Annotated in this window: 14 protein-coding genes; 6 read left to right on the plus strand and 8 right to left on the minus strand. The window is 64.3% G+C overall.

Features of this window, described 5'->3' with window-relative positions:
• The first annotated feature begins 2 nt into the window (after nucleotides 1-2).
• Nucleotides 3-287, plus strand: a complete 285-nt coding sequence (gene grxC / locus ACYVGS_RS12290; RefSeq protein WP_460588984.1) for a glutaredoxin — start codon at nucleotides 3-5, stop codon at nucleotides 285-287.
• A 25-nt stretch (nucleotides 288-312) separates the two neighbouring features.
• A complete protein-coding gene (secB, locus tag ACYVGS_RS12295; protein WP_460588985.1) occupies nucleotides 313-822 on the plus strand; it encodes a protein-export chaperone SecB in 510 nt (169 codons plus the stop codon).
• Nucleotides 823-903: 81 nt separating this feature from the next.
• On the opposite strand, the gene ACYVGS_RS12300 is transcribed toward secB, so the two are convergent.
• The 5 genes from ACYVGS_RS12300 to glnA form a co-directional block, all read right to left on the minus strand.
• Nucleotides 904-1,368: a tRNA (cytidine(34)-2'-O)-methyltransferase gene (locus tag ACYVGS_RS12300; RefSeq protein ID WP_460588986.1), complete on the minus strand. Its 465-nt coding sequence runs from the start codon at nucleotides 1,366-1,368 to the stop codon at nucleotides 904-906.
• Nucleotides 1,369-1,380: 12 nt separating this feature from the next.
• Entirely contained in the window at nucleotides 1,381-2,793 is a 1,413-nt protein-coding gene (gene glnG / locus ACYVGS_RS12305; protein ID WP_460588987.1) for a nitrogen regulation protein NR(I), read from the minus strand.
• Entirely contained in the window at nucleotides 2,777-3,850 is a 1,074-nt protein-coding gene (gene glnL, locus ACYVGS_RS12310; protein WP_460588988.1) for a two-component system sensor histidine kinase NtrB, read from the minus strand. Before glnL ends, glnG begins: the two co-directional genes overlap by 17 nt.
• Nucleotides 3,851-4,078: 228 nt before the next feature.
• Nucleotides 4,079-4,630: a DUF4124 domain-containing protein gene (locus ACYVGS_RS12315; protein WP_460588989.1), complete on the minus strand. Its 552-nt coding sequence runs from the start codon at nucleotides 4,628-4,630 to the stop codon at nucleotides 4,079-4,081.
• Between the two features lie 112 nt (nucleotides 4,631-4,742).
• Nucleotides 4,743-6,149, minus strand: coding sequence for a glutamine synthetase family protein (gene glnA / locus ACYVGS_RS12320; protein WP_460588991.1), 1,407 nt, complete (start codon nucleotides 6,147-6,149; stop codon nucleotides 4,743-4,745).
• 433 nt (nucleotides 6,150-6,582) lie between these two features.
• Here glnA and typA point away from each other — a divergent pair, with 433 nt between their 5' ends.
• Nucleotides 6,583-8,400 (plus strand): GTP-binding protein TypA/BipA, encoded by a 1,818-nt coding sequence (typA, locus tag ACYVGS_RS12325; protein ID WP_460588992.1) that lies wholly within the window; start codon nucleotides 6,583-6,585, stop codon nucleotides 8,398-8,400.
• An 8-nt stretch (nucleotides 8,401-8,408) separates the two neighbouring features.
• Entirely contained in the window at nucleotides 8,409-8,846 is a 438-nt protein-coding gene (dtd, locus tag ACYVGS_RS12330; protein WP_460588993.1) for a D-aminoacyl-tRNA deacylase, read from the plus strand.
• Nucleotides 8,847-8,871: 25 nt separating this feature from the next.
• Here the strand turns inward: dtd and ACYVGS_RS12335 are convergent, their stop codons facing one another.
• Both ACYVGS_RS12335 and ACYVGS_RS12340 read right to left on the minus strand, forming a co-directional pair.
• Nucleotides 8,872-9,357 carry a GNAT family N-acetyltransferase gene (locus ACYVGS_RS12335; RefSeq protein ID WP_460588994.1) on the minus strand — a complete coding sequence of 162 codons (486 nt, stop codon included), beginning with the start codon at nucleotides 9,355-9,357 and terminating at the stop codon, nucleotides 8,872-8,874.
• Entirely contained in the window at nucleotides 9,326-9,808 is a 483-nt protein-coding gene (locus ACYVGS_RS12340) for an FKBP-type peptidyl-prolyl cis-trans isomerase (protein ID WP_460588995.1), read from the minus strand. The genes ACYVGS_RS12335 and ACYVGS_RS12340 overlap by 32 nt, the downstream gene beginning before the upstream one ends.
• A 192-nt stretch (nucleotides 9,809-10,000) precedes the next feature.
• On the opposite strand from ACYVGS_RS12340, the gene ACYVGS_RS12345 reads away from it, so the two are divergent.
• Together ACYVGS_RS12345 and parC are read left to right on the plus strand one after the other, a co-directional pair.
• Nucleotides 10,001-10,816 (plus strand): Crp/Fnr family transcriptional regulator, encoded by an 816-nt coding sequence (locus ACYVGS_RS12345; protein ID WP_460588996.1) that lies wholly within the window; start codon nucleotides 10,001-10,003, stop codon nucleotides 10,814-10,816.
• 66 nt (nucleotides 10,817-10,882) lie between these two features.
• A complete protein-coding gene (gene parC / locus ACYVGS_RS12350; RefSeq protein WP_460588997.1) occupies nucleotides 10,883-13,135 on the plus strand; it encodes a DNA topoisomerase IV subunit A in 2,253 nt (750 codons plus the stop codon).
• A gap of 85 nt (nucleotides 13,136-13,220) precedes the next feature.
• Here the strand turns inward: parC and ACYVGS_RS12355 are convergent, their stop codons facing one another.
• Nucleotides 13,221-15,029, minus strand: a complete 1,809-nt coding sequence (locus tag ACYVGS_RS12355) for an alkyl sulfatase dimerization domain-containing protein (protein WP_460588998.1) — start codon at nucleotides 15,027-15,029, stop codon at nucleotides 13,221-13,223.
• Nucleotides 15,030-15,042 lie beyond the last annotated feature (13 nt).

A 15,042-nucleotide genomic window follows, 5' to 3' on the forward strand; every position in this document is an offset into this window, starting at 1 on the left:
CCATGTCCGTGCTGTCTCCCCAGGTGGTGCTGTACACCACCCGATTCTGCCCCTATTGCACCCGCGCCCGGGCGCTATTGGTGCGCAAGGGCGTCGAGTTCAACGATATTCCGGTGGATGCCGACCCCGAACGCCGGGCCGAGATGCAGTCGCGCAGCGGCCGCCGTACGGTACCCCAGATCTGGATCGGTGATTGCCACGTGGGCGGCTTTGACGAACTTGCGGCGCTGGAGCGCGAGGGTCGCCTGGACGAACTTCTGCAACGGGCGCCCGGCGCGGGCGCTTAACAACAACCCCATGGAGGACGGCGCAATGGCCGACGAACAAGCACAAGCCGCAGGCGCGGCCGGGGAACCGCCCCGCCAGCAGTTTACCCTGCAGCGTATCTACACCAAGGACCTGTCTTTCGAGTCACCGGGTACCCCCGAGGTATTCCGCAAGACCTGGAAGCCCAAGGTTAACGTCGACCTGAACACCAAGAGCAACCGCATCGACGAGGACGGCAACTTCGAGGTTGTGGTGACCGTGACCCTGACCACCAAGGTCGAGGAAGAAACGGCATTCCTGGTCGAGGTGCAGCAGGCGGGCATTTTCACGGTGCGCGGCTTCGAGGGTGAAACCCTGCGCCAGGTACTGGCTACCGCCTGCCCCAACGTGCTGTTCCCCTATGCGCGCGAGACTATCGACAATCTCTGTGTGAAAGGCGGCTTCCCGCCGGTCATGCTGGCGCCGGTCAATTTCGAGGCGCTCTACCAGCAGGCCCTGGCCAACTCGCAGTCCGAGGGTCAGAACGGTGCGGCCGAGGCCGCCACCAGCCACTGAGCGTTACCTGCGGTCGCCCCTCGCGGGCGGCCCACTCCCCTGGCTGCGTCGTGCAGTCGTCCCACTCGCAGCCCTCCCTGACTACGCCAGGTCGGGAAAGCCCAGCTGCCGCAAGCCTTCATAGCAGAGTACCGCCGCGGCATTGCTCAGGTTGAGGCTGCGACTGTTGGCCTGCATCGGTATCCGCAATACCTGTGTTTCGGGCAGGCTGTCCAGCAGCTCCCCGGGTAGTCCCCGGGTCTCCGGGCCGAACAACAGCAGATCGCTCTCCCGAAACTGATGCTCGCTGTAGCAGCGGCGGCCGCGCGTGCTGAGGGCCAGCCAGCGGCTGTCGGGCAGGCTGGCGCGCAGCCTGTCCAGGCTGCTGTGTACCTGCACCCGGGCAAATTCGCGGTAATCCAGGCCGGCGCGTCGCAGGCGCTTTTCATCCAGGCTGAAGCCCAGGGGCTCTACCAGGTGAAGTTGGCAGCCGGTATTGGCGCAGAGTCGAATAATATTGCCGGTGTTGGGCGGAATTTCCGGCTGATAGAGGGCGATGTGCAACATTCGCGCAGTGTATCAGCCGGGCATGTCGAGGTCTTTCATCTTTCGTGTCAGGGTATTGCGACCCCAGCCGAGCAGCTCTGCCGCATCCCGCTTGCGGCCGCGGGTGTGCTCCAGGGCCACTTCGATCATGGTGCGTTCGAACAGTGGCACCGCCTGACGCAGGATGTGGTGCTTGCCCTGGACCAGCTCGTTGCGGGCCCACTGGCAGAGCAGTTCGTGCCACTCGGCACTGCCGCCCTCACTGGTGACGGTGGGCGGCGCCTTGCCCAGCTCGGGGGGCAGATCGCGCAGGTGAATTTCCCGACCGGAGGCCATGACGGTGAGCCAGCGGCAGGTGTTTTCCAGCTGGCGCACGTTGCCGGGCCAGGGCAGATTGACCAGGAAACGCTCGGTATCTGGCAGCAGCACCTTGGCCTCGCCCCCGAGCTCATCCGCCGCTTTGCGGAAGAAGAACTTCATCAGCCGGGGGATGTCCTCCCGGCGTTCCGACAGGCGCGGAATGTGGATGCGGATGACGTTGAGGCGATGGAACAGGTCCTCGCGGAACTCGCCCCGGCGCACGCGCTCCTCCAGGTCCTGGTGGGTGGCGGCGATGATGCGCACATCCACCCGCACCGGAGTGTGACCGCCGACGCGGTAGAACTCGCCGTCCGCTAGCACCCGCAGCAGCCGGGTCTGGGTCTCCGCCGGCATGTCGCCGATCTCGTCCAGGAACAGGGTGCCGCCGTTGGCCTGTTCAAAGCGCCCTTCCCGCTTGTTGTTGGCGCCGGTAAAGGCACCCTTTTCATGGCCGAACAGCTCAGATTCCATCAGGTCCCGGGGAATCGCCGCCATGTTCAGGGCGATGAAGGGCTGCTGCGCGCGCGGTGAGTGGCGGTGCAGGGCACGGGCCACCAGTTCCTTGCCGGTGCCCGATTCGCCATTAATCAGCACCGTAATGTTGCTGTGGGCCAGCCGGCCGATGGCGCGGAAAACCTCCTGCATGGCCGGGGCTTCGCCGATGATCTCGGTGTCGGGCAGCGCCTCCTGGGCGGGTACTTCGCCGCGTTTTTCCAGTGCCTGGGCCAGGGCGCGCTCGGTGACGGCGACCACTTCGTCGATGTCAAAGGGCTTGGGCAGATACTCGAAGGCGCCCCGCTGGTACGAGGTCACCGCGCTGTCCAGGTCCGAGTGGGCGGTGGTGATGATCACCGGGAGTTCCGGGTGCTCCTCGCTCAGGCGCGAGAGCAGGGTCAGGCCGTCGATACCGGGCATGCGAATGTCGCTGATGACCACGTCCGGCGGCTCGCCCTGCATGCGTTCCAGCAGGTGCTCCGCATCGGCGAAGCTTTCGTTGTCGATGCCGGCCTGGCTCAGGGCGCGCTCCAGCACCCAGCGGATAGAACTGTCGTCGTCGACGACCCAGACTTTAGCGTGTCTCTGCATGGTCGGATTCCATTGGCAGGTAGATCGTGAACCGGGTATTGCCCGGTTCGCTGGCGCACTCGAGCATGCCGCCGTGGCGGTTGATAATGGCCTGGGCAATCGACAGGCCGAGGCCGGTACCGTCCGGACGTCCGGTGACCATGGGCACGAAGATCGCCTGTTGCAGGTCGTCCGGGATGCCCGGGCCGTTGTCGACAATGTCCACCCGGCAGACCAGGCGGTGGCGTGTGGTGCCGATGGTGAACTGGCGCTGGGAGCGCGTGCGCAGAACCAGTTTGCAGTCCTCCGGGGTTTCCGCGGCCTGCAGGGCGTTGCGCATGATGTTGAGCACTGCCTGGATCAGCTGTGTGCGATCCCCCGGCAGCAGGGGCAGGCTGGGGTCGTAGTCCCGGCCCACGGTAATCCGGTTGTCCGCCTCGGCTTCGATCAGGTTGCGCACATGCTCGAGAACTTCGTGGATATTGAGAGCCTGCAGCTTGGGGCGCTGGTTGGGGCCCAGCAGGCGGTCGACCAGGTCGCGCAGGCGGTCTGCCTCGCGGATGATGATGCGGGTGTACTCGGCCAGGGTTTCATCGGGCAGTTCCCGGGCCAGCAACTGGGCGGCGCCGCGAACCCCGCCGAGGGGATTCTTGATCTCGTGGGCAAGGCCGCGGATGACCGCCCGGGTGGTTTCCTGGGCCTGCAGCAGGTTTTCGTCGCGACTCATGCGCAGCATGCGATCAATGGGCAGGATCTCCAGCAGCATGCTGTAGCCTGCGGGATGATCCACCAGGGGGGTTGCAATCAGGTCCGCCTGCAATTCCTGGCCGGAATAGAGCAGCAGCTGAACGCTGCGTCGTGCCAGGGAGGCGTGCGCGCGGCGAGCCTGGTCCAAGGTCTGCATCAGCTCCTGGGAGCGTAACAGGAGCTGGCTGGCGTGATTGCCGATCACGCGTACCGCCGACACTTCGAGCAGGACCTCGGCAGCCGGGTTCATCACGCACACCTGCAATTCGGGCCCCAGGGCAATTACCCCGGTGCTGATGTGCTCGAGAATCCCGGACTCGTCTGTCTGCATCTGTGCCCCATGTTTGACCGCGCTGCGGCCGTCCTGCCTCGTCTTCAGGCAATCTGAAGCAAGAATGGCGCCAATCTGATGCGGCTCCTCAAATCATTCTATTTTTACCTGCTTTATAGGCGCTTTGAGGTTAGCGTTCACTTACACACAGGGCCTGATTGGACCCCCGGTGGATGCTCGTCAGATGCCTGGACCTGTTGGCAGGCAGTGCCGCACCAATAGAGTGCGCTATTGTGGTGCAGGTGTCGAGGGGCGGTTGCGGATGTTCAGCGGACGCATCACATAGAAGCGAATCGTGTCGGAGCTGGCGCGGACTTCGCCCCGCATGCCGAGTCGGTCGACGCGCAGGTCGTGGCCCCCGCGGGGCAGGCCCTCCAGTTGCCACTGGTTGGCGCGCTGGGGCTCTCCCTGGGGGGTGCCATCGAGGTAGAGCTGCAGGTGCTCGCCGCCACTCAGGGGTGGTTCGACTGCGACATTGACTGTCAGGTTGCCCAGATCGCCAATGGGCACGACCTGGTCCGCTTGCGGGCTGGTCACGCGTATGTCGGGTTCGGCTGCGGCGCCTTCGTCCCCCGCCTTCTCGCGGCGTGAAGAGGGTTCTGGGAGCGCTTCGGGGGCGGGTGCGGTGTTCAGGGGCTTCAGTTCAACCGCTTCGGCCTCTTCACTGCCCGAGGGCGGTCGGTCGCTGAAGGTGACGTTGCCGTCGCGATCGACGGATTTGTAGATCTGAGCCTGGCAAACGCCGGCCAGGAGGAGGCTCAACAGTAGCAGGCGCGTCATTCGAGTACCCCGTGCGGAGGTGCTTGGCAGCGCCAACTGTAGCACGCCGGGCTTCCTGCGGATAAAAAAAAGGCCCGCACGAAGGCGGGCCGGAAACCGAGAAGCTGTCCGTTTACACGGAGTAGTACAGATCGAACTCGACCGGATGGGTGGTCATGTTCAGGCGCTCGACGTCGGCCTGCTTCAGTTCGATGTAGCCGTCGATCATGTCGTCGGTGAACACGCCGCCGGCGGTGAGGAAGGCGCGGTCCGCATCCAGGGCTTCCAGGGCCTGGGTCAGGCTGGAGGCAACGGTGGGGATGGCCTTGCCCTCTTCGGGCGGCAGGTCGTAGAGGTCCTTGTCGGCGGCATCGCCGGGGTGGATCTTGTTCTGGATGCCGTCCAGGCCTGCCATCAGCAGCGCTGAGAAGGCCAGGTAGGGGTTGGCGGCCGGGTCGGGGAAGCGGACTTCCACGCGCTTGCCCTTGGGGCTGCCGACATAGGGGATGCGGATCGAGGCGGAGCGGTTGCGGGCCGAGTAGGCCAGCATGACCGGGGCTTCGAAGCCGGGTACCAGGCGCTTGTAGGAGTTGGTGGCCGGGTTGGTAAAGGCGTTCAGGGCGCGGGCGTGCTTGATCACACCGCCGATGTAGTACAGGGCAGTCTCGGACAGACCGGAGTAGCCGTCGCCAGCGAACAGGTTCACGCCGTCCTTGGAAATGGACATGTGAACGTGCATGCCGGAACCGTTGTCACCCACCAGGGGCTTGGGCATGAAGGTCGCGGTCTTGCCGTAGGCGTGGGCCACGTTGTGCACGCAGTACTTGAGAATCTGCACCTCGTCAGCCTTGCTCACCAGCGTGTTGAACTTGACGCCGATTTCGCACTGACCGGCCGTGCCCACTTCGTGGTGATGCACTTCCACGCCCAGACCCATCTGCTCCATCGCGGCGCACATGGCGGCGCGGATGTCGTGCAGGGAGTCGACCGGCGGAACCGGGAAGTAGCCGCCCTTGACCCGCGGACGGTGGCCGATGTTGCCGCCTTCCTGGTGCAGGTTGGAGGACCAGGCAGCTTCCGAGGAGCTGATGGTGTAGCCGGCGCCAGAGATGTCGGCGTGCCACTTGATGTCGTCGAAGACGAAGAACTCGGGCTCGGGGCCGAAGAAGGCGGTGTCGCCAATGCCGGTGCTCTGCAGGTATTCCTGGGCGCGGCGGGCCACGGAGCGCGGGTCGCGCTCATAGCCCTGCATGGTGCTGGGCTCGACGATGTCGCAACGCAGGATGACCGTGGTGTCGTCGGTGAAGGGGTCCAGGGTCGCGGTGCTGTCGTCCGGCATCAGGATCATGTCGGATTCGTTGATGCCTTTCCAGCCGGCAATCGAGGAGCCGTCGAACATCTGGCCTTCCTCGAAGAATTCTTCGTCGATGGCCGCCGCGGGCAGGGTGACGTGCTGCTCCTTGCCCTTGGTGTCAGTGAAGCGCAGGTCAACCCAGCCGGCTTCGCTGTCCTTGATCAGTTTCAGAGTGTTCTCTGACATGGTCTTTCCTCCGTGGGATGTCAATATTGCCGCCATGTCGGGCGTCAATCCGTTTCACTGGTGTGGCGGCAGCGAGCGCGCATACCGTGGTGGCCAGTGTGTTCAGGCACAGATCTAAAAGCAAGAGCTGTGCCATGTGTTCAGTGGTGCCGTGACAGAGCCGTCTGAGATTGGCGGTTGCTGCCGCAAGCGGCTTCTTGTGTAGCGCCAGCGCACTTTATTGGTGCGCTGGTGTTTCATATTGGTGCTGCGGTGGGCGGTTTGCGGGCACAGCGCTGCCGTAAATCGGGGCGTAGCGGTGTCAGCACGCACCGGTGACGAGCGTACAGGCGCAGCGGTAAAAATCCCGCCGCTTGATGCCTGCAACTGTCGCGGCCACTGCGGTATAATCCGCGACCTTTTTTTCAGCGGGCCGCCGCCCGAGGATCTCCCCTTGATCGATAAGCTTCGCAACATTGCCATCATCGCACACGTCGACCACGGCAAAACCACCCTCGTCGACTGTCTGCTGCAGCAGTCCGGTACGCTTGACCGGCGTTCCGAAGGCGCAGAGCGCATTATGGACTCCAACGACCAGGAACGGGAGAGGGGGATCACCATCCTGGCCAAGAATACGGCCATCAACTGGGGCGATTACCGCATTAATATCGTGGACACCCCCGGGCACGCCGATTTCGGCGGCGAGGTTGAGCGCGTGCTCTCCATGGTCGATTCGGTGTTGCTGCTGGTGGATGCGGTCGACGGGCCCATGCCCCAGACCCGTTTTGTCACCGCCAAGGCCTTCGAGAAGGGCCTCAACCCGATCGTGGTCGTGAACAAGGTGGATCGCCCCGGCGCCCGCCCGGACTGGGTGGTGGACCAGGTCTTCGATCTGTTCGATCGCCTCGGCGCCAACGAGGAGCAGCTGGATTTCCCCATTGTCTATGCCTCGGCTATCCAGGGCATTGCCGGCCTCGACCACGAGGACATGGCGGCGGACATGCAGCCCCTGTTCGAGACGATCCTGGACAAGGTGCCGCCGCCCCGCGTCGACAGCGACGGTCCCCTGCAGCTGCAGGTGAGTGCGCTGGACTACAACAGCTACGTGGGTGTGATCGGCGTCGGGCGCATCAAGCGCGGCCGATTGAAGCCGAATACCCAGGTGACCGTTGTCGGCCGCGATGGCAAGACCCGCAATGGCCGTGTCCTGCAGGTGATGGGCTACCTGGGCCTGGAGCGCGTGGAAGTCGCGGAAGCCGAGGCCGGCGACATCGTCTGCGTCACCGGCATCGAGGGGCTGAACATCTCCGATACCCTGTGTGACCCCGCCGCGGTGGAGGCCCTGCCGGCCCTGACCGTGGACGAGCCCACCGTCAGCATGACTTTCCAGGTGAACGACTCCCCCTTCGCCGGTCGCGAGGGCAAGTTTGTCACCTCGCGCAACATCAAGGAGCGACTGGAGCGGGAGCTGATCCACAACGTGGCCCTGCGCGTCGAGCCGGGCGACAGCCCGGACAAGTTCAAGGTCTCCGGTCGCGGCGAGCTGCACCTCTCGGTGTTGATCGAGTCCATGCGCCGCGAGGGCTTCGAGCTGGGTGTATCGCGTCCCGAAGTAATCCAGAAAGAAATCGACGGGGTGATGCAGGAACCCTACGAGCAGCTGGTGGTCGACTGCGAGGAGCAGCACCAGGGGTCGATCATGGAAGAACTGGGCCGCCGCCGCGCGGAGCTGGAGAACATGGAGCCGGATGGCAAGGGCCGCGTGCGTCTGGCCTTTATTGTGCCGGCCCGGGGCCTGATCGGCTTCCGCGGCATGTTCCTCACCCTGACCTCCGGCAGTGGCATCATGACCCACGTGTTCGACCACTACGGCCCGGTGAAATCGAATGATGTCGTGCACCGCACCAACGGCGTGCTGGTGTCCATGGTCAAGGGCAAGACCCTGGCCTACTCCCTGTTCAACCTGCAGGATCGCGGGCGCCTGTTTATCGGCCCCAACGTGGATGTCTATGAGGGGCAGATTATTGGTCTGCACAGCCGCAACAACGACCTCGCAGTGAACCCCACCAAGGGCAAGCAGCTGACCAACGTGCGCGCTTCCGGCACCGACGAGGCGTTGACCCTGACCCCGCCGGTCCGGCACAGCCTGGAGCAGGCGCTGGAGTTCATCGAGGACGACGAGCTGGTGGAAGTCACTCCCGAGAGCATCCGCCTGCGCAAGAAGCTCCTGCTGGAGCACGAGCGCCGGCGGGCGGATCGTCTGGCTGGCTGAGGTTTACGGTGAGAGCGCTCCTGCAGCGGGTCAGTCAGGCCAGCGTCAGCGTGGCCGGCGAGACCGTGGGGGCGATCGGCCCCGGTATGCTGGTGCTGCTGGGCCTGGATCGGAGTGACGACCGGGCGGTTGCGGAGCGCATGATCGACAAGCTGCTGGGCTGGCGCATGTTCGCCGACAGCGAGGGGCGCATGAACAGCAGTGTTGTGGACACGGGTGGCGGCATTCTGCTGGTTTCGCAATTCACCCTGTCCGCGGACACCCGCAAGGGCTTGCGACCGAGTTTTTCCAGCGCCATGCCGCCGGGCGAGGCAAAAGCCCTCTACGACGACCTGCTGGCGACCCTGCAGGCGCGCCACGCGCCGGTGGCTGCCGGACGATTCGGGGCGGACATGCAGGTGGCCCTGGTCAATGACGGCCCGGTGACCTTCCTGCTGGAGCTATAGAGTGCACGTTTAGCCCGGCCTGAACTCACGGCGCGCAGCGCATGTGGATATGCAGGATCCCGTCCTCGTCGTAGGGTGCTCCCTCTGGCACAAAACCCAGGCTCGCATAAAAGGCTTCCAGGTGGGCCTGGGCGCCGATCAGAATCTCCTGCCCCGGCCATTGCCGGCGATTGAAGGCCAGCGCGCGTTGCATCAACTCGCGGCCCAGGCCGCTGCCGCGGATGGCCGGAGAGGTGACCACGCGACCGATCGAGCTTTCCGCAAAGGCGCTGTCCGGGGGCAGGCAGCGCGCGCCGGCCAGGTGGCGGCCCTCGGCATCGGTGCAGAACAGATGCCAGGCGCAATCGTCCAGGCCGTCAAGGTCGGGGTAGATACAGGCCTGCTCGATGATGAACACCGCCTCGCGCAGCTGCAGCAGCCGGTAGAGTTCCTGCGCCGATAGCGCCGAAAAGGGCTTGCAGTGCCAGTAATGCGCCAACTCAGTGCTGATGGCCGCCGGCACCGTGGGCATGGCCGTGGGAGATTTCCTCTGAAGTGGCCGCGCGAACATCGACGATGTCGATCTCGAAGCTCAGGTTCTGACCGGCAAGGGGGTGATTGGTATCGACCTCCGCGGTATGCCTGCCGACCTTGATCACGGTCACCGGAATGCCACCGTGCTGGGTGTTCATCTGCACCGTGGTGCCCGGACGCAGTTTGCCGCGGTAGATCAGGTGCTTGACCGGCACCCGCTGTACGGCCCCTTCCCGGCGCTGCCCGTAGGCCTCCTCGGCGGAGAGGGTCACCTCGACGTGGTCGCCGGCTGCTTTCCCCTCCAGTGCCGCTTCCAGCCCCGGGATGATGTTGCTGGCGCCGTGCAGATAGGCGGTCGGCTGGTCGCCCCGGGAGCTTTCCAGCTCCAGGCCCTCGCCATTGCGCAGGGTGTAGTGGAAGCTGGCGACGGTGTGCTTGCTGATGTTCACGGAAGGCCTTCTGTGGGTGCGGATTTGATGGAAAGTTTATCATGGCAAATGGCTGCCGGGCGTTCTCCCGGCACCGGGAAGTTGCTAAGATGCGGGCGTATTGGTATTCGGCGGCTGCGGTCTGCCGCGGTGCCGATGGGGGCGGAGGTGCCCGGGCAGCCTCCGGTGGCAGGGGATAACAAGAGCAAAGCGATGCTGGCCAATGCCGAACTGGCCCAGGATTTCAGCCGTCTGAACGAGCAGTTCAAGGCCCTGGTGACCAGCCTGATTGATCACGTCAACATGCCGCCCATCCGCATGGAAGTGGAGGCGACCCCTGAGGGCAACTTCCGCGGCTTTGACAGCCACAAGCTCTACCTGGTGGACTCGGGCAGTCTCTCCGCCCGCTACCAGGGGCGTACAGTCTACTTCCTGGACGAGGGCGATCTCTTACTGCCGGATGTGGCGGGCACCACTCACGCCGGGATGACTGTTCTCTACGGCAGCGAAGCGGGGGCTTCCCTCTATGCCTACTCCGGCCTGGAGTTCATGCAGCGGGTATTCGCCCAGCCCGCCACCACCAAGCTGTGGACCCGTCTGCTGGTCACCTACGCCGGACTGATGCTGCGCCTGACAGCGGCCCACCTGCGTGCGGATGCGCCGGCCACGCCGGGTTTCGAGGAATTCCAGCCGGGAGAAGACATCATCCGCCAGGGTGAGCATGCCGAGTTTGTCTACAACCTGTCCCTGGGCCAGGCTGACGTGCTGGTGGACGATGTGATCGTGGGCCGGGTTGGCGAGGGGGAAATATTCGGTGCCATGGCTGCGCTCACCCACAGCAACCGCAGCGCCACCGTGCGCGCGCACACCCGCTGTTCGGTGGTGAAGGTGCCCAAGGACCAGTTCACTGACCTCATCCGCAGCAATCCTGCTACCATTCACAGCCTGTTGGTAGACATGGCGAATTCCATCGTCAACCTCAACGAACAACTGGTCAGCCTGCGCAACACACCGCCTCGGCAGGGTTGATCGCACCGTCCGTTCCGGCGCCCCGAGTGCCGCGGCGGGAAGCTTGCAAGAGAAGGTTCCAAACCCATGACGGATATCCTGGAAATCGATCAGGACGGCATCGAGCAGGTGTCGTTGCAGAAATATACCGAGAAGGCTTACCTGGACTACTCCATGTACGTCATTCTCGATCGCGCCCTGCCCAATATCGGCGATGGTCTCAAGCCGGTGCAGCGGCGGATTGTCTACGCCATGAGCGAACTGGGCCTGAAGGCCACCGCCAAGTTCAAGAAGTCCGCGCGCACCGTGGGCGACGTGATCGGCAAATTTCACCCCCACGGTGACAGCGCGGCCTATGAGGCCATGGTGCTGATGGCGCAAAGCTTCAGCTACCGCTACCCCCTGGTGGACGGCCAGGGCAACTGGGGCTCCCCCGATGACCCCAAATCCTTCGCCGCCATGCGCTACACCGAATCCCGGCTCACCGCCTATGCCGAAGTGCTGTTGGGCGAGCTGGGGCAGGGGACGGTGGATTGGGTACCCAACTTCGACGGCACCATGGACGAGCCTTCGGTCCTCCCCGCCCAGGTGCCCAATGTGCTGCTCAATGGCACCACGGGTATTGCCGTGGGCATGGCCACCGACATCCCGCCGCACAACCTGCGGGAAGTGGTCAGCGCGGCGATTCATCTGCTGCAGCACCCCCGGGCCACGGTCGCCGAGCTGTGCGAGCACGTTCAGGGGCCCGACTTCCCCACCGAGGCGGAGATCATCACCCCGCGGGAGGATATCCACGCATTGTATGAGAGCGGTCGCGGGGGCCTGCGCATGCGCGCCGTGTGGGAGCGCGAAGACGGCGATATCGTGGTCAGCGCCCTGCCCTACCAGGTCTCCGGCTCCCGGGTGCTGGAGCAGATTGCCCAGCAGATGCAGGCGAAGAAATTGCCCATGGTGGCGGATCTGCGGGACGAGTCTGACCACGAGCATCCCACGCGCCTGGTGATCGTGCCGCGCTCCAATCGCGTCGACCTGGATGCGTTGATGAGCCACCTGTTTGCCACTACCGACCTGGAGAAAACCTACCGGGTCAATCTGAACATGATCGGCATCGACGGTCGCCCGGCGGTGAAATCCCTCGACGGCATCCTGCGCGAGTGGCTGCAGTTCCGCACCACCACCGTGCGCCGGCGCCTGGAGTACCGGCTGGATCGGGTCGAGCGGCGCCTGCATATCCTGGAAGGCTACCTGATTGCCTACCTGAATATCGACGAGGTGATCCACATCATCCGTACGGAGGACAAGCCCAAGCCGGCGCTGATGGCGCGCTTCGGCCTGTCGGATACCCAGGCGGAAGCCATCCTCGAGCTGAAGCTGCGCAACCTGGCCAAGCTCGAGGAAATGAAGATTCGCGGCGAGCAGGACGAACTGGCCAAAGAGCGCGAGCAGCTGCAGCTGACGCTGGGCAGTGAGGCCCGTCTTAAGACCCTGATTCGCAAGGAACTGGAGGCCGCCGCCGAGCAGTATGGCGACGCTCGCCGTTCACCCCTCGCGCAGCGCGATGAGGCGAAGGCCTTCAGCGAAGTGGAGCTGATGAGCGCCGACCCGATTACCGTGGTGCTCTCCGACAAGGGCTGGATTCGCGCCGCCAAGGGCCACGAGATCGATGCCACCAGTCTCAGCTACAAGTCCGGCGACAGCTTCAAGCTGGAGGCGAAGGGGCGCAGCAACCAGGCCACGGTCATTCTGGATTCCACCGGTCGCGCCTATACCCTGCCCTCCCACAACCTGCCTTCGGCCAGGGGCCAGGGAGAGCCCGTTACCGGACGCATCAGCCCGCCCTCCGGCGCCACCTTCGAAGGGCTCTTGCTGGGCGATACCGACCAGCGATATCTGCTCGCCAGTGATGCGGGCTATGGCTTTGTCGCCCAGCTCGGCGACCTGCACGGCAAGAACCGGGCCGGCAAGGCCGTGCTCAACCTGCCCGCGGGTTCCCGGGTGATGCAGCCGGCGCCCGTGCCCGCCAGCAATGAGGGTGCCTGGGTGGCGGCGGTGTCCAATGAAGGGCGCCTGCTGGTCTTCCCGCTGGAAGATCTGCCCCAGCTGGCCCGGGGCAAAGGCAACAAGATCATTGGCATCCCTACCGCGCGTGCCAAGACACGCGAGGAGTTCGTGGTGTCGGCGCAGGTGCTCGCGGAAAACCAATCCCTGGTCATCCTGGCCGGCAAGCGCCACCTGACCCTCAAGTTCAGCGAGCTGGAGCACTACCGCGGCGAGCGCGGTCGGCGCGGCAACAAGCTGCCCCGGGGTTTCCAGAAAGTGGATGCGATGCGGGTGGAGTGAAAGCTGGCAGCTGCGGGGTTGGAAGAAAAAAGGCGCGGCCCGCAGGCCGCGCAACAGCTCCCGTCAAGGTCTGAACATTACCTGCCTAGTGAAGCAGGGATCCCGGGGCGATGTCGTAATCCAGAAGGGTGAAGAATTGCGTCACGGCCTGCTGGTCGCCCTCGACAATGACGCTTCCCTCGTCGATCGCATCCCCCGGGCTGCGATTGCCCAGCATCAGAGCGGCAAAGGTTTCCGCGCTCAGCGCCAGTGTGGCATTTGTTTTCGGCAGCGTGCCCCGGTGTATCTGAATGATGCTGTTGCGTAACTCGACCGCGAGCGGCTCGGCATCGGGGAAGTGGAGGCCAAGTATCAAGCGGGTGTCGCCGGCTTTGCCAGCGTCCACCCGGTAGCGGAGTGAGTCGAGCATGACCGCCAGTGGCAGGCGGGCCAGGTTGTCGGGATTGTCTAGCTGGCCGGTGTAGTTGCGCAGGTCGACCTTGCCTGCCAGGTCCATGGCGCCCATCAGGTAGAAATTGCGCCAGTTCATGTTGGTCTGCTGATAACCCAGGGTGCGAAAAGCGGTCGCCTTGATCTCGCGGGCATGCGCGTCCTTGCGGTCGCTGCGGATCAGCCAGGTGGCCAGCTCGGCGGCGAACTGCGGGTCGCTCTCTTGCAGGGCGTTGCGAGCCAGCGTTGCCACACGTTCCCGACCCCCGAGCAGCGCGACCATGCGGCTGGCAAATTCGTCCCGTGGTGTGGGCATCAATTCGGTGGCATCACCCGAGAACCAGCTGATGTAACCGGCATAGTAGGAGCGTGCGGCGGTGGGCACGTTGCCGTAATGCTCGCCAGTCCAGGGTTCCTCCCGCAGGTATTCCGGCAGGCCGGGAAGCGCGTGGGCCAGCTCTTCGTGCACCAGCCCCTTGTTGATATGGCGGATGGCCTGGTCGTGGGTGTACTGGATGGCGTCGCGATACAGGGTGAGAACGCGGGCCACTTCCTCGCGGCCAAGGATCGGGTTGCCATGGTTGGGGACGAGGTGTTCCGGGGCCCGCTCGCGCATCCGATCCAGTGCCTCGACCCAGGCATTGGCATCGCGCATGCGGGTGCCGCGCAGGGAATGCAGGTTGGGGAAAGTCGGCCCCTGGATTTCATCACCGGCCAGCAGCACACCGTGCTCGGGCAGATAGGCTGCAATGTGTGAGCCGGCTTCGCCGCCAGTGAAGAAGAGTTCGAATTCGATGCCGCCCAACGTCCGGTTCAGGGTGTCGTGCACCAGCACGGTGGGTGGGATAAAAGCGGTGGGGATGGGGGCAGCCGCGTTTTCTTTCAGCTCACCACAGCAGCCGACATAGTTGTCCTTCTTCGCCTGCCCCTCCAGGCCGAAGCCGAACATGTAAGCTGACCTCAGTGCCATGATCGGTGTGTTCATGACCAGTTCCGAAGACATTTCGCGCATCAGGTTGTGAGCGGCAATGACCGGCACCTCACCGCTGTCGACATCCCGGCGATCGACCAAGAAGCCGGCGCCGTTGATATGATCCGGGTGGTGGTGTGAATAGATGATTGCCACGACGGGCTTGTCGCTGATGGCGCGAATCCGGGCCAGGGCCTTCTCGGCATAGTCCTGGTGCAGGCCGGTGTCGAACAGGACCAGCCCCTCCGGGCCTTCCACCATGACCATGTTGACGCCATGATCAATCAGCGACCAGACCGGTGTGTCGGCGATTCTTTTCACCTCATCGTCGAATACGGCCTTGTGTTCCAGCAGTGCCTTTGGCGCATGGTAGTCGGGTTGCGGGAGTGGTGGCGGCTCGCCGGCTGCGCTTGTCTGCTGAGGTTGAAGACAGAGGGCGCCGAGGCAGAGTGCCAGGCGAGCCAATCTTAGTGTGTGTGCGGGGACATTGAACATGCCAGGCTCCAGT

This window comes from Haliea atlantica (assembly GCF_054779855.1).